Annotated in this window: 15 protein-coding genes; all 15 read right to left on the bottom strand. The window is 29.4% G+C overall.

Features of this window, described 5'->3' with window-relative positions:
• Position 1: 1 nt before the first annotated feature.
• The 15 genes from RC62_RS04890 to RC62_RS04820 all read right to left on the bottom strand — a co-directional run bounded on the left by RC62_RS04890 (position 2) and on the right by RC62_RS04820 (position 14,235).
• Positions 2–919, bottom strand: coding sequence for a glycosyltransferase family 2 protein (locus RC62_RS04890; RefSeq protein WP_055093172.1), 918 nt, complete (start codon positions 917–919; stop codon positions 2–4).
• Between the two features lie 18 nt (positions 920–937).
• Positions 938–1,792 carry a glycosyltransferase family 2 protein gene (locus RC62_RS04885; protein WP_055093170.1) on the bottom strand — a complete coding sequence of 285 codons (855 nt, stop codon included), beginning with the start codon at positions 1,790–1,792 and terminating at the stop codon, positions 938–940.
• A complete protein-coding gene (locus tag RC62_RS04880) occupies positions 1,789–2,751 on the bottom strand; it encodes a glycosyltransferase (RefSeq protein ID WP_167343847.1) in 963 nt (320 codons plus the stop codon). Before RC62_RS04880 ends, RC62_RS04885 begins: the two co-directional genes overlap by 4 nt.
• Positions 2,748–3,662 carry a glycosyltransferase family 2 protein gene (locus tag RC62_RS04875; protein WP_055093166.1) on the bottom strand — a complete coding sequence of 305 codons (915 nt, stop codon included), beginning with the start codon at positions 3,660–3,662 and terminating at the stop codon, positions 2,748–2,750. Before RC62_RS04875 ends, RC62_RS04880 begins: the two co-directional genes overlap by 4 nt.
• A gap of 25 nt (positions 3,663–3,687) precedes the next feature.
• On the bottom strand, positions 3,688–4,527 hold the full coding sequence (locus RC62_RS04870; protein WP_055093164.1) for a glycosyltransferase: 840 nt from the start codon (positions 4,525–4,527) through the stop codon (positions 3,688–3,690).
• On the bottom strand, positions 4,524–5,387 hold the full coding sequence (locus tag RC62_RS04865) for a glycosyltransferase family A protein (RefSeq protein WP_055093162.1): 864 nt from the start codon (positions 5,385–5,387) through the stop codon (positions 4,524–4,526). The genes RC62_RS04870 and RC62_RS04865 overlap by 4 nt, the downstream gene beginning before the upstream one ends.
• Positions 5,380–6,411 carry a glycosyltransferase family 2 protein gene (locus tag RC62_RS04860; protein ID WP_055093160.1) on the bottom strand — a complete coding sequence of 344 codons (1,032 nt, stop codon included), beginning with the start codon at positions 6,409–6,411 and terminating at the stop codon, positions 5,380–5,382. Before RC62_RS04860 ends, RC62_RS04865 begins: the two co-directional genes overlap by 8 nt.
• Positions 6,411–7,484: a GDP-mannose 4,6-dehydratase gene (gmd, locus tag RC62_RS04855; RefSeq protein ID WP_055093157.1), complete on the bottom strand. Its 1,074-nt coding sequence runs from the start codon at positions 7,482–7,484 to the stop codon at positions 6,411–6,413. The genes RC62_RS04860 and gmd overlap by 1 nt, the downstream gene beginning before the upstream one ends.
• 3 nt (positions 7,485–7,487) lie before the next feature.
• Positions 7,488–8,309 carry an alpha-1,2-fucosyltransferase gene (locus tag RC62_RS04850; RefSeq protein ID WP_055093155.1) on the bottom strand — a complete coding sequence of 274 codons (822 nt, stop codon included), beginning with the start codon at positions 8,307–8,309 and terminating at the stop codon, positions 7,488–7,490.
• Positions 8,309–9,484, bottom strand: coding sequence for a DegT/DnrJ/EryC1/StrS family aminotransferase (locus tag RC62_RS04845; RefSeq protein ID WP_245176784.1), 1,176 nt, complete (start codon positions 9,482–9,484; stop codon positions 8,309–8,311). The genes RC62_RS04850 and RC62_RS04845 overlap by 1 nt, the downstream gene beginning before the upstream one ends.
• The gene (locus RC62_RS04840; protein ID WP_082421224.1) at positions 9,484–10,422 is read right to left on the bottom strand and encodes a GDP-L-fucose synthase family protein; all 939 of its coding nucleotides are present in this window, start codon (positions 10,420–10,422) and stop codon (positions 9,484–9,486) included. Before RC62_RS04840 ends, RC62_RS04845 begins: the two co-directional genes overlap by 1 nt.
• On the bottom strand, positions 10,422–10,937 hold the full coding sequence (locus RC62_RS04835; protein ID WP_167343846.1) for an acyltransferase: 516 nt from the start codon (positions 10,935–10,937) through the stop codon (positions 10,422–10,424). The genes RC62_RS04840 and RC62_RS04835 overlap by 1 nt, the downstream gene beginning before the upstream one ends.
• 13 nt (positions 10,938–10,950) lie before the next feature.
• The gene (locus tag RC62_RS04830) at positions 10,951–11,940 is read right to left on the bottom strand and encodes a glycosyltransferase family 10 domain-containing protein (RefSeq protein ID WP_055093151.1); all 990 of its coding nucleotides are present in this window, start codon (positions 11,938–11,940) and stop codon (positions 10,951–10,953) included.
• Positions 11,941–12,042: 102 nt separating this feature from the next.
• Complete coding sequence (locus tag RC62_RS04825) at positions 12,043–13,326, bottom strand: ABC transporter ATP-binding protein (RefSeq protein ID WP_055093148.1); 1,284 nt, start codon at positions 13,324–13,326, stop codon at positions 12,043–12,045.
• A gap of 42 nt (positions 13,327–13,368) precedes the next feature.
• Positions 13,369–14,235, bottom strand: coding sequence for an ABC transporter permease (locus RC62_RS04820; protein WP_055093146.1), 867 nt, complete (start codon positions 14,233–14,235; stop codon positions 13,369–13,371).
• Between the last annotated feature and the right edge of the window lie 56 nt (positions 14,236–14,291).

Raw genomic sequence — 14,291 nt, 5'->3', positions numbered from 1 at the left:
GTTATTTTTTTTCTGGTTGCCAATATATCCTGGTATCCTCAAGTTTTCGAAATTCATAAAACTCTTTATCCGTAAATCTGTTTTTATTTTTTATGATTTTAGGAATGGAACCTATTAAGTTAAACAGGGCATAAAATAGTGCTTTTAGAGCTTTAAAATCACCTTTAAAAACTTTTAGCTTTAACTGCATCCAAATAGAATAAACCATTTTTCTGGGAATTACCTTTAGCGGTAAAAACAAAAAATATAAATACCATCCGGCTCTAAGTGATCTTTGTAATCTAATAGCATAATCGGCATTTTTTTTTCTGGCCTTGATATTCACTCTGTGATTAATTAAGACTTCCGGAAAATAATGAACCTCCCAATTTCTTTTGAATAATTGCATTGCTGAGAAATCTTCTTCTCCATAAAACTCAAACCATTCCGGATAATTAGGGGTATCTCTCCATGCACTCATTCTCCAGACATGACCGCAACCAACAAAGCCTTTTACTCTTTGTGATTTTTCTGCTGAAATTATTTCAACCGGTTCGTCTAATCCCCAAAAAATGCGAAGTGCAATTAATCCGCAATTTTTATTTTCATCAAAATGTTTGCGTATAGCATTTAAAGGATCCTGAGTAATAAAATGTGCGTCATCATCTAGTGAAATTGCAAATTCTGCCTGAGTTTCATTTAGCATTTTATTTCGACAATAAAGATATCCTTTTGAAGATTCATTGCGAAAAATTTTAATTCCGGGAAAATCTTTGTTTACTTTTTCAAAAGTACCGTCTGTAGAACCATCATCAAAAACCACACATTCTACCTCTTCTGTTTCTATTAAATATTTGATTTTATTTAATGTAAAAATCAAGTCGCTGCATCTATTTTTAGTTGTAATTAAAATAGAAAAATTATGTTTATTTAAACCCATAAAAGCTTTTTGATTTCATTAATCATGAGATTTCATTTTTAGCATTCTTTTATATCCTTTATATGAAATTAATACGTTTGAAATTTTCCCGTGTAAAAAAAACATTTTAACTGACTGAAAAATCTTTATATAATATTGTTGTTTCACTACAGTTTTTGAAAAGTGTTTTTGCAGGAAATAAAAATAAAGTTTTTCTTTTTCTAATTCCAGATTTAATGTTTTGGCTTTGTCTCTTTGTCCACCAACTGAAACCTGCAAGTGTTCTACCAAAATTTTAGGCTGAAAATAGATATTTGCTCCGGCCTGAAGCAAGCGCATTCCGTAATCCCAATCATCGCCCCATATGGTGAAATTTTCATCAAAGAAAAAACCCGCTTCTCTAAAAACATCTTTTTTTACAATATTTAAACCGGAACATACTTGCAGTCTAAATCGTGATTTTGAGAAATTATGTGGTTTTGCAATGGTGTCTAAAATGGTTTGGTATTTAAACTCTGCTGTTTCCATTCCGTCAAAATGAATTCCCGGAATTAAAACATCAATTATGTTGGGTTTTAAAATTTCTGTAATTTGCTCAAACGCAATACTTGGGATTCTCAAGTCGTCATCAAGAAAAAACAGCCATTCTTCATCTTTGTAATGTTTTAAAGCCTGGTTTCTGGAATGATTCACTGATTTTTCTCTTCCGTTTTTCACGAAAGTAAAATTAAATTCAAGCGGCAGTTTATCAAGATCTGATTCTATATCGACCTGACTTTGATCAACAATAACAACTTGCGAAATATATGTCCCGAAAGCATTTAGATCTAATAACAAATTAGACAAACATTCTAATCGATCTCTGGTTGGAATTACTAAAAAAAAGTTTTTCATTTCTTTACTATTTTAGCATAAACTGCATAAACAGCTGCAAATATTTTGAGTTTCTTCAATATCAAAATTATTTTATATTTTATTAATCGAAATTGAAATTTTATTGCCGATATAAAACCTATTTGCTTAACATGATAAGCAATCATTGTTTTATAAGTTGCAAATGAAGGAATATTTAAAAAAGCAACTTCAAGCTTTTGCAAAATTACTTTCTTTTGACCTTTTGTAAACGATGCAGTATATTTTGAAAATAGTATCTCGCAAAATTCAAAAGTGGCCCAGTTTTTAAGATCATTTGTACTGGAATCTCCTGTTATACTCAAACTTGAAACCCTAATTGAAAGATGAGCATCATTTATAGAATAAATAAAATTGGGAGTCGAAAATTCTAAAATAGCTAAGTCATCAGAATGCCAGGCAAGATTCAAATCTTTGAATTTTTTGTGTTCTACAATTTCTTTTTTAAACAGGTGTTCGCTTAATGAACTTCGTGTTTTTTTTGAAAATTTGCGGGTCAAAAAATCTTGTGCGTTTTCTAAGACAGGATGAGTGAATTTATCTAAAAAAACTTCTCCTTTTTCATTTATAACCTTGGTAGCTAAACGAACTACGTTTATATTTTTCTCTTGAATTTCTTTTTGATTTTTATAAAATAGTTCCACTACATTATCACTCAACACGTCATCATCTCCCAGAATCATAATCCAGTCTTCAGTCTCAGTAAGAGCGATACATCGATGCCATTGTTTTACTAATGAGGTTCCGCCCAGGTTCGAATCAAAAATATGATAATTATACTCAAAAGCACCTTTAAATTTATCCAGCAAAAATTGTGGATCTTCAGGACTTGAATCGTTTCCTATATAAACTTTAAATCTTTTATCAGTCTGATTTTTTAAGGATTGCAGCGTTTCGTCAAAAAACTGAAGTTTGTAATACGGTATTACGATCGCGATCATTTTGTTGCTTTTTTCAGTATCCATTTTCCAAAACCAAGTAAGTGTAATTTCGAAAGGATTTTTTTAATTTTATTTCCTAATTTATATGATCCTGAATGTTTATATTTCTTCAGTTCAAGTCTGTTTTCTCTGGACTGCTGATAATACTTTTCGATTAAAAAAATTAAAAAGGTTTCAAATTCATCTTCAGATAACATCGTTTTTAAAACCGGAAAAGAATAGAAGAAATTGCTTTTCATATGAGCAAAATCTTTGGTCATATTTTTATCATGGTATCTGTAATAAGCTAATGGCAAATCGATAAAAATAACTTCAGGATTATTTTTAAATATCCTTAACCACATAATCCAATCTTCTTTTGCGCCTAATTCTGATTGAAATTTAAAATTTTCGAAATTGCTTTTATGAAAAAAACCACAGTGGATTGGTATATTAAACTCGAAATCCCAATCGTATAATACTTTTTCAAAATTAAATTCGGCTAAAGTGAGTTTACAAAATGGTGCTTCTGAATTTTGTAATGTATCTCTAAACATCCTAAAATTCGATATTACAATTTTAGGATCGAATTTATCTTTTTCCAGAACGGCTAAAGAATCTTTTATTTTATTTTCATGCAATAAATCATCTGAATCCAAAAACTGTATAAATTCTCCTTTTACTATACTTAACGCATAATTCCGGGCGTAACTTACTCCTTTATGTTCTAAATTATAAAACGAGAAACGGCTATCATTTTTGATAAATTCCTTAACAACGGCAACGGTATTATCTGTAGATCCATCATCTACAATAACACATTCCCAATTAGTATAACTTTGTAACAATACGGATTCTAAAGTATCTTTTATTAGATGCTCTCTATTAAAAGTTGGAATTATTATTGAAACTAAAGGGGCTGCTTGCTCCATTTTATTTTTTTAGATATTTGATATTTTATTTTAAAAGTATTTTACAAAAATCAATATGAAATTTACTTATGGGTTTCAACCACACTAATTTTAACCAAAACCGAATTGCTTCTTTTTTGAATCCCAATTCATTTAATTTAAAAACAAAAAGTTTTCCGTTTTTAAACTCTTGAAGTTTTAAATTTTTAATTTCTGAAACCGATATGGGAAGCATATGATTATACAAATTATAAAATTCAATTGCTGATTTGTACCAATCTTTATTGATTTTGCCTCTGGAATAATGTTCTAATAAAATATCTTGTGTTGCAATTATTTTATACCCTTTTTTAAGGTATTCAAATGAAAGGTTTAAATCATAATTATGGAAACCATTCATTTTTTGACTGAAGAAAATATCATTTATTTTTCTTGCTGCCATAAATACACCATCTACAACTACGACTTCTTCTAATGTATTATTTTTAAATCCTTCTACCCAATGTTCTTTTTCTTTGTTGACAAGATGTTGAACAAGATTTAAGTATAAATCTTTTTGCGGACAATCCCACCAAGCTGAAGGCATTCTTGTTTTGCTTTTTGATCCGGCTATGCCAATTAATCCAATTTTTTCGTTTTTATTAAAAATTGAATTTAAAATTTGTCCCCAATTTTTTGTAACAAGATGTATATCATCATGGACAAAACAAAGTATTTCTCCTTTACTTTTATTTATTCCAATATTATATGCTTCAAAAATTGAGTATCTATTTTCTGAGTTATCAATTACTATCAATTCATGTACTGAACCAATAGTCTGCTGAATATTCTGAACTAAATCATTATTAATATTTTTAGTTCTTGAACATATAATTATTGAAATCATTTTAATATTTTACTATCTGTTCCTTTAAAAAATTCCAATCCTAAAAATTTATTCGTAAAGAGATTAATTACAAACTTTTTGCTTTTTAATAGTTTCTTAATTTCTATTTTATCTCTTTCAATCTGTCTGAGATTATGTATGTAACCTCCAAAATATTCATCGTATAATTTATGATGCTTTTTATAAATTTCAAATAATGTTTTAGATTGTTTGATTGGATCATTACAGAGTTCAACATCTCGTGACATCACTTTTCTTCGATAAAAGAAACCTGTATAATTTAATCTTTTTATTTTGGGCATATCATATTTTGATATTAAATTGATCCAAAATTCCCAATCTTCATTTCCGTATTCTAATTTTTCATCATATCCTCCGGTAGATATAAAATCTGTTCTTTTAAAAATTGCGGAACAGTAAATACAATTATTTAGTAAAAACTTTTTGAAATCAAAATCAGGCAAATTCCAAAATTCATTTATTATTCCAAAAAAAGCTGCATTGGCATAAACCAAACATAACGATTTATCATTTTCAAATTCAGTGATTCCTAATTTTAGATAATCACTACCAATCTTGTCATCTCCATCTAAAGGTAAAATATAGGTTGACATAGAATTTAAAATTCCAAAATTCCTAGTACTGCTTACTCCCCCATTTTCTTTAACAAAATATTTGAATCTTTTGTCTTTCGTAACCCATTTTTTTGCTACTTCTTCTGTATTATCAGAGCTCCCATCATTTACCAAAATACATTCCCAGTTATCATAACTCTGATCTAATACAGATTGAAGGCATTCATCCAGATATTGAGCCTGATTATAACAAGGGACTATTATGGAGACAGAAGGACTATTCATTTTTTTTAGTATAGAAAATCATTGATTTAATAAATAATTTTATTTCGTGACGTGCTATTAATTTAAAATGGCGCTTGTTTCTAGCTTTTAAATATTGAAAAAAAATTGAAGCCGAGTATTTTTTTCTCTTTAAAAAATAATCTTTATATAAATTATTCTGAAGATTTAACAAGTACTTTTCAAAACCTGTTTTTTCAAAAAAACTTGCTTCATTGGCCAGCAATAGCCTGCTTTTTAAATCTTGGAATTGTTCGATTTCACTAAAATAAATCTGATGTTTTCCTGAAATAATTTTCTTTAATAAATCAGTTGTAAATTCATCTTTATTTAAATTTAAATTATTGATTAAATTCGTCTTTATTTCTAAGGCTATGTTTGTTTGTTGTTCATTTCTTTTTTGAGATACTTGCGAATTATGTATCCGGTATTGTAGTAACACTTCCTGTAAATTGTGCAGTTTGCCAATTACAAGCATTCTGGTCCAGAGATCGTAGTCTTCTGCAGGTTCTTTAGTTGCATCATACATTAAAGAAAATTTATCCAGGATATTTTTTCTTATCATTACTGTAGGGTGTCCTATGCAACAATCCTTAAGCATTGCTAATTTAATATTTTCATTATTTTCAGGAACAGTAACAATTATATCTGTGCCTATTATCGTAAATACAGTTCCACACAAAACAACATCTGGATTTGCATCTAAAAAAGTCACTTGTTTAGCAAAGCGTTCCGGCAAACTAATATCATCACCATCCATTCTGGCAATGTATTCTCCTTTAGCAATGCTTAATCCGTTATTTAAACTATTTGTATAACCTGAATTCTGAGGTTTTTCTATTAATTGTATTCTTGGATCATTATATGATTTTATAATCGAAACAGTTGAATCTGTCGAAGCGTCATCGATTATTATAAATTCAAAATCTGAAAAAGTCTGATTTAAAATACTGTCTACCGCTTCCTTTACATAAAGTTCGCAATTATAGACCGGCATTAAAACTGTTATTTTTGGGCTTGAAGACATTACTTTATTTCTTTTTCAAATAATTGTATATCTGATTCTACCATTTGTTCCACTATATCTTTAAGATCAAATTTTGGTTTCCATCCTAAAACTGTTCTTGCCTTTGTTGAATCTCCTATCAATAAATCAACTTCTGTTGGTCTGTAATAAGCGGGATCTATTTTTACAATTTCCTTCCCTATTTCTAATTGATATTTTGAATTTGAACAGGATTTAACTCTTCCTACTTCATTTTCATTCTCACCTACAAAGTCTAATTCAATACCACATTCCAGAAATGCCATTCTAACAAATTCTCTAACTGTGGTGGTTTTACCGGTAGAAATAACAAAATCTTCTGCTTTATCTTGTTGTAAAATTAACCACATGGCTTCTATATAATCTTTTGCATGTCCCCAATCTCTTTGCGAATTTAGGTTTCCTATGTATAATATATCCTGTAAGCCTAATGCGATTTTTGCCGTAGCCATCGTAATTTTTCTGGTAACAAATGTTTCTCCTCGTAATGGCGATTCGTGGTTAAATAAAATTCCATTACAAGCAAACATATTATATGCCTCACGATAGTTTACGGTTATCCAGTATGCATAAATTTTTGCCACACCATATGGTGAACGCGGATAAAATGGTGTTTTCTCTGTTTGTGGTACTTCTTGCACTAAACCAAACAACTCTGAAGTCGAAGCCTGATAAACTCTGGTTTTTTCTGCCAGACCTAAAATTCTTACTGCTTCTAATAATCTCATTGCTCCTAAACCATCAACATTTGCAACATATTCAGGAGTATCAAAACTTACTTTTACATGAGACATGGCTCCTAAATTATAGATTTCATCAGGCTGAACTTCCTGAATTATTCTTATTAAATTAGTCGCGTCAGATAAATCTCCGTAATGAAGGATGAATCGAACGTTTTCTTCATGAAGGTCTCTGAATAAATGATCGATACGTTGTGTGTTAAACGATGAAGCTCTTCTTTTTACGCCGTGAACTTCGTAGCCTTTTTCTAATAGGAATTCTGCTAAATAAGCTCCATCCTGACCAGTAACTCCGGTTATTAATGCCTTTTTCATTTTTTATATTTTAAGCCAACTTGTTGGTATTATATCATTAGTATTTATAGAATTGTCATTAAACCAAAGTTTTGGAGCAATTACAATTTTATTCTGATTTTTATTGAGCCATGCACCCCACCAGCTAAAACTACTATTTGCTATAACATTATGTTTACAGGAAGCCATTAATTTTAAATCTTCAAAATTCGTTGAAGCATCATTAAAGTCAATAAAAACTGTTTCGTGATTTGTTGAGAAATTTGATTTGACCCATTTTATATCATCAGAAAAAACAAAAAAAACAGGGTTGGTTATCTTTTCTTCTATTATTTCTAAAGCTTTCTTATAGTATTCTTCTTTACTTGTATTGTGTAAAGGATTGTTTAAATAATCTCCTCGTCGAATATGTACTGAAACAGAATTTACAGTTTCAATTTTTGCAATAGTATCTGTAGTAATCTTCTTTAATGGTGTACGTATTTCAAAATCCTCCCGTATTTCTTTTTCGTATTTTTTAAAATATTTTTCTGACTGAAAATAACCTTCTAAAAATATAACGTCTCCTTTTAAATTAAAAAGATCCTGATTATAACCAAAATCAACTTCTTTATAGGAAGTATTTTTTTTATAAAAACTTTTTATTTTTTTAAAATATCTGTTTGGTTTGTTATAGACATTAGAAATAATATTAAAATGATTTAATGCATAGTTGTGCAATTTATAACTTTTAAATTGTGAGACATCTATATAAAGTTTGTGTTCTGTTTCTAAAGCAAAAGCTTTGGCTGTTGCATATTGAAACAACTGATTTCCTAAACCTCCAATTAACTCAACTACAATCATTATTTTTTTAATAAATTCTCGATAATCAATAAGTCTTCTTCAAGAAGCTCAGGATAATTTCCGCAATAAAAACCATTCGCATGCATCATATTCGCTCCGGGCATATTATAAAGGTCTTTTACATATTTTTTATAAAATGGCTGCTCTTGCATATTTCCGGCAATCATAGGTCTGATTTCAACACCGGCCTGAGTAAATTTATCCAGATAATGTTTTCTTAGTTCCGGCGTTTTACAAACAAACGGAAAAGCGAACGTAGACAATCTGTTTATATGATTGTGTTTTAGATAAACAAAATCTGAATTGTCTTTTATAATATTTTCTATTCGCAAATAATTTTGTTCTCTCTTACTAATATTTTCTTCTAAAAACTGCATTTGGTATTGCCCTAGGAAACCGGTAATTTCAGTAGGTCTAAAATTATATCCTAAATCATAGAACGTATATTTGGCTTGAAATTCTGACTGAATATCGAATTTTCCTCTCCATTTTTCCTGTTGTTCAGCAGTAAGGTTTCTATCCCATCCGTTGGCTCTTACAATTCTAAGCATTTCGGCAAAATCATCATCACTTGTGCAAACCATTCCTCCTTCTATCGTTGACATATGATGTGCAACAAAAAAAGAAAAGCTGCCTCCAATTCCAAAATTACCGGTAATTCCTTCCGGTAATTCGGTTCCTAATGATTCACAATTATCTTCTATTAAAATAATATTCCTATCATTACAAATTTGTTTTATAGCATTTATATCTCCTGTAAAACCAAGAATATTTGTTATAAATAAAGCCTGTAAATCTGTTGTTTTCAATCTTTCCAAAAGATGATACGACATTGTATTCAATGTGTCAGGTTCACAATCGAGTGCAACAGGAACCATACCTAACTGAATAATTGGCATTGTATTAGTAGACCATGTTAAGGCTGAAAAAGCCACTTTATCACCATCTTTTAATTTTCCTAAATTTTTTAATGCCTGCAACATGGCTAAGTTTGCACTACCGCCACTATTAAACAATACAGCATGTTTAGACTTTTGATACTGAGCAAATTTATCTTCGAATTTTTTGCACTCAATATCCATACTTAATCTGTCTGCGGTAAGAATAAAATCAGCCAAAGCTTTTTTAGTTTGTTCTTCTTTAAGAAATGCTTTTCGCATTAAGGGTATTTTCATTACTGCTTATTTTTATAACTTTTTATTACCTCTTCAATTCCTGTTTCTAATGTTTTATTAGGTTTAAACCCTTCATTTAACATATTAGATACGTCCATGCATTTTTTTAGCATACCATTTGGTTTGGATTCATCCCACAAAATCTCTCCGGAATATTTTACTTTAGACGAAATTAACTCCGCTAATTCTTTTATACTAATGTCAGTTCCAGGACCAACATTTATAAAATCCGGAGAATTATAATTTTCGAAAAAATATAAAATTGCTTTAGAAAAATCTTCTACATGCAAAAATTCTCTTCTTGCAATTCCTGTCCCCCATAAAGTCAGGGATGCAGCATTATCATTTTTAGCATCTACAAATCTTTTTACTAATGATGACAAAACATGGGCATGATTTAGATCAAAAGTATCATTAGGGCCGTATAAATTACTTGGAATTAAACTAATTCCGTTAAAACCATATTGTTTATTGTAGGTTTCTAGTAATTTAATTCCAGCAATTTTTGCAACTGCATATCCTTCATTTGTTGGTTCCAGTTTCCCGTCTAAAAGATATTCTTCTTTCATTGGTTGTGGTGAAGCTGCAGGATAAATACATGAACTTGCAATAAATACAAACTTTTTTACACCATGTTTATATGAAGAATTGATGATATTAGATTGCATCATCAGGTTATCATACAAGAAAATTGCTGGATTATCAATGTTTGCTTTAATACCACCAACTTTTGCTGCAATATGAATTACATATTCTGGTCTTTCTCTATCAAAAAAATCATCAACTTGTTGCTGATTTATTAAATCTAAAGTTTTATGTGTTGTTGTTATAATATTAGAATAACCGTTTTCTTTAAAAAAATTTAAAGTTATAGAACCCAGCATCCCTGTATGACCTGTAATATATATTTTAGCGTCTTTATTTATATTGTTAACCATTAGATTCTACTTTTAAATATTTTTGCTGGATTTCCAAAAGCAATTTTATAGGGTTGGATATCTTTTGTTACTACTGATCCTGCACCAATTACAGATCCTTTTCCAATGGTTACACCATCCATAATAACACAATTGGCACCAATCCAAACATCATCTTCAATAACAATAGGTCCCTTAGAACCATCGCCTTGCAACATAATTGGAATGTCTATTCTTGAAGTATTATGATATCCTCCAGCAAGCATAACGTGAGGAGCTATCATAACATTTGAGCCAATTTTAATATCACCATATAAGCAGCTATAGTGATTTATTATAGAATTTTCCCCAACTGAGATTTCCCAATACCCAGGCTGTAAAACTACTCCATAATTTAATTTCACGTTTTTTGATAAACTTATTTTTTCTGAATTTAAAATTGAACAGTTATACTTTATTGAAACTGATTTATGACAATATTTAAATTTATAATTTTCTGCAAATATGTCTTTTAATAAAATATTTGCAATTTTCATTTTTATTTTATTTTTAAAACTTGATCGCATTTTTTATTTTATTTTTTATTTTAAAAAAAGTAGTTTTTGAGTTTTTATTATATACTACTTCAGGATGAATTCTAATAGGTGTTTTTAAATGAGTTTTTGAAAGTTTTTTTTCTATAATATAATTACATACAAGTGGAAATATATTTAGATTATTTAAATAATGAAGTTTAGCTTTTATAATTTCTTCTAAATGCTCTTCATAAAAATTATTTTGAGATAAAATATTTTCTATAATTTTTATCGATTTATTCGTGTTTTCAATATCTATTAATTCGTATGAATTACTATCAAAATACTTTTCAATATTTGGACATCCATAATATATTGGGAAAGTATGGGCTAAATAACAATCATAAATTTTTTCAGTAATCCAATCGTCACAAACATAGTTCTCAATCGCTATTGAATATTTATATGGAGCCAAAACATCCCATTTATCTTCAAAATCATTAATTCCTCTTCCAAATAAATCTAGATCTGATTTAAAATGATCTTTCAAACTCATTACAAAATCAAATCTCTTTTTATGTCCATCTGTAAATTGCTTATTTGATACTACTATTGATAATGGTTTAGTTTTTTCTATTAATAAATTATTAATCAATTCATCATAATTTTTCCCAACAAACCAATTATGTCCTTGGTGAAAATAGACTTTATTTTTGTGGTTCAAATCTCTTTGACATGTAATAACATGTCCAAATTGCGATAAAAACTCAGTACTATATTTTTGAATGACAGAGGGCTCAGCTGTCAGAAAAATTCTGTTTTCTATGGGGCAATTACATATCTCTTCATTAATTAAAAAATTAAATACGATAAGAAAATCATAGTCTGTAGTATTATCATTTATAAAAAATTGAAAATCTCCCCATTTTACCGGAAAAAAATTCCCCCAATTAGGAAGCCAATTTGGTACTTGACGCGCGATTGGATAATTTGGATATGGAAATATTAATTTAATTTTATACATCGTAAAGATTCATGTTATTTTTCTAATATAATTCTAAAAAAACTTCAGTAAACAAGTAAACAGCAGTTTGTAATGTAAGAAATTTCTAGTTCATATTTATACTTACAATTTTTTCCATTCTGGATTTAAAAAGAAAAGACCTGCTGCTCTTGGTAAATTTCTTATTGTATATTTACCTCCGTCCATAATTTGAAAAGACAATGCATTTTCAATACTGTCAAATATTTGATGCCCTGTTGTAGTATTACTGGTTAAACTTATCGTATATATACCCGGAAAAAGTCTTATATCTTTTATACTCACGATGTACTCTTCCTGTTCTGTTATATGATTTAATTCAAAATTTGAATCTCTTCCCATAATGTGAAATATGGGCATTTCATCAGAAGACTTTATTTGAATTCCAACTTCAGATTTAGCTTCGTTGGTGTTATTTTTTAATTTGAATTTAATATTTAAATCATCACCAATAGAAAACTCGTACTTTAATTTCTCGAACTGGTCACTGATCTCTGCCGAAATAAATTGTATATTTCCAGTACCTAGTCGCTTTGTATCTGAATCAAAAACAACACTATGTTCTGTAGAATTCGCATTATCTGAATACACATCTAATGACTCATCGATATTACCTGTAAATTTAATTTTACCATTTTCAAGTACAATTCCTCTGGTACACAAACTTTTTACCGCTGCCATATTATGGCTCACAAATAAAACAGTTCTCCCTTGCCCTTTAGAGATATCCTGCATTTTTCCGATAGCTTTTTTCTGAAACTCTGCATCTCCAACTGCTAAAACCTCATCTACAACCAAAATTTCAGGTTCTAAAAAAGCTGCTACTGCAAAAGCTAAACGAACAGTCATTCCTGAACTATATCTTTTTACGGGAGTATCAATATATCTTTCACAACCAGAAAACTCAATAATTTCATTCAGTTTTGATGTTATTTCTTTTTTGGTCATTCCTAAAATAGCACCATTCAAAAAAACATTCTCACGGCCTGTCATTTCTCCATTAAATCCTGTACCCACTTCAAGTAGTGAAGCAATTCGACCACGGGATTTTATACTACCGGTAGTTGGCGCTGTTACTTTTGAAAGTATTTTTAGAAGTGTTGATTTTCCAGCTCCATTTTTGCCAATAATGCCCAGAACTTCTCCTCTTTGTACTTCGAAATTAATGTCTTGTAAAGCCCAAACATAATCTGAATCACCTTTTGTCGAACGATCATTTGTATCCCCAATTTTTAAATAAGGATTTTCTTTACCACGTATTTGATGCCACCAACGATTTAAATCATGGCTTAAAGTTCCAGTTCCTACTTGTCCTAAACGATATTGTTTAGAGATGTTTTCGGCTTTTAGTATAATATCCTTTTCCAATTTCAATTGTAATTATATTTTTTTAACTCCCAACTATTTCTTCTAAACGGTGTCTATGAAACTCTTTTCAGTTTTATTAAAAAACAAAAGGCCTATAAAAAATACAGCTATAGTTATGGTGAAGGTATAAATTAATCCTAAAAGTGAAATTTCTCCAATATCAAGAAGCATATAACGGGCTGTTTCAATAATATATGCAAGCGGATTGTATTCTACAATCCAACCAAATTCCGGCAATTTTTTCTTAATTAATTCCATTGGATACATTACTGCTGACAGGTACATCAATAGTTGTATCCCAAAACTAACTAAATACGTAAAATCTCTATATTTTGTGACTAAAGAAGAGATAAACATGCCTAATCCTAATCCTAAAATTCCCATAAATGCAATTAAAACAGGAAATAAGATCAATGTACTATTAATTGTTAGATTACTTCCGCTAAAATAATAAAAAAAATAAAAGGCAATAAAAATCAAGAATTGAATTCCGAATTTTATCAAATTTGAAATCACAACAGATAAAGGTGTTATAATTCTGGGAAAATATACTTTACCAAAAATTGCTGCATTGACCTTAAAAGTATCTGATGTACCCGTTAAACAGGCTGTAAAATAACTCCACACTGTTATTCCAGCCAGATTAAATAAGAATGGCGGAACTGTTCCGGTATCAATACCTGCAACATTATTAAATATTATTGTAAATGTTACTGAGGTAAATAGGGGCTGAATAAGATACCAAAGCGGTCCTAAAACAGTTTGTTTGTAAACTGTTATTACATCTCGCTTTACAAAAAGAAATAGCAAATCTCTATATTGCCACACTTCCTTTAAATTTAACGAGAAGAATTTATTTTTAGGTGTTATCTCAAACAACCAATCATTGGGGGTATTGTTGTCGTTCATTTTATTTAATTACAATTAAATTGTAATGATTATATTCTTGCATTTTCACGTAATTA

The sequence above is a fragment of the Flavobacterium aquidurense genome (genome assembly GCF_001404985.1).
In the GTDB taxonomy this organism is placed as follows: Bacteria; Bacteroidota; Bacteroidia; order Flavobacteriales; family Flavobacteriaceae; genus Flavobacterium; species Flavobacterium aquidurense_B.
This window is presented reverse-complemented; position numbering and strand designations above follow the sequence as displayed.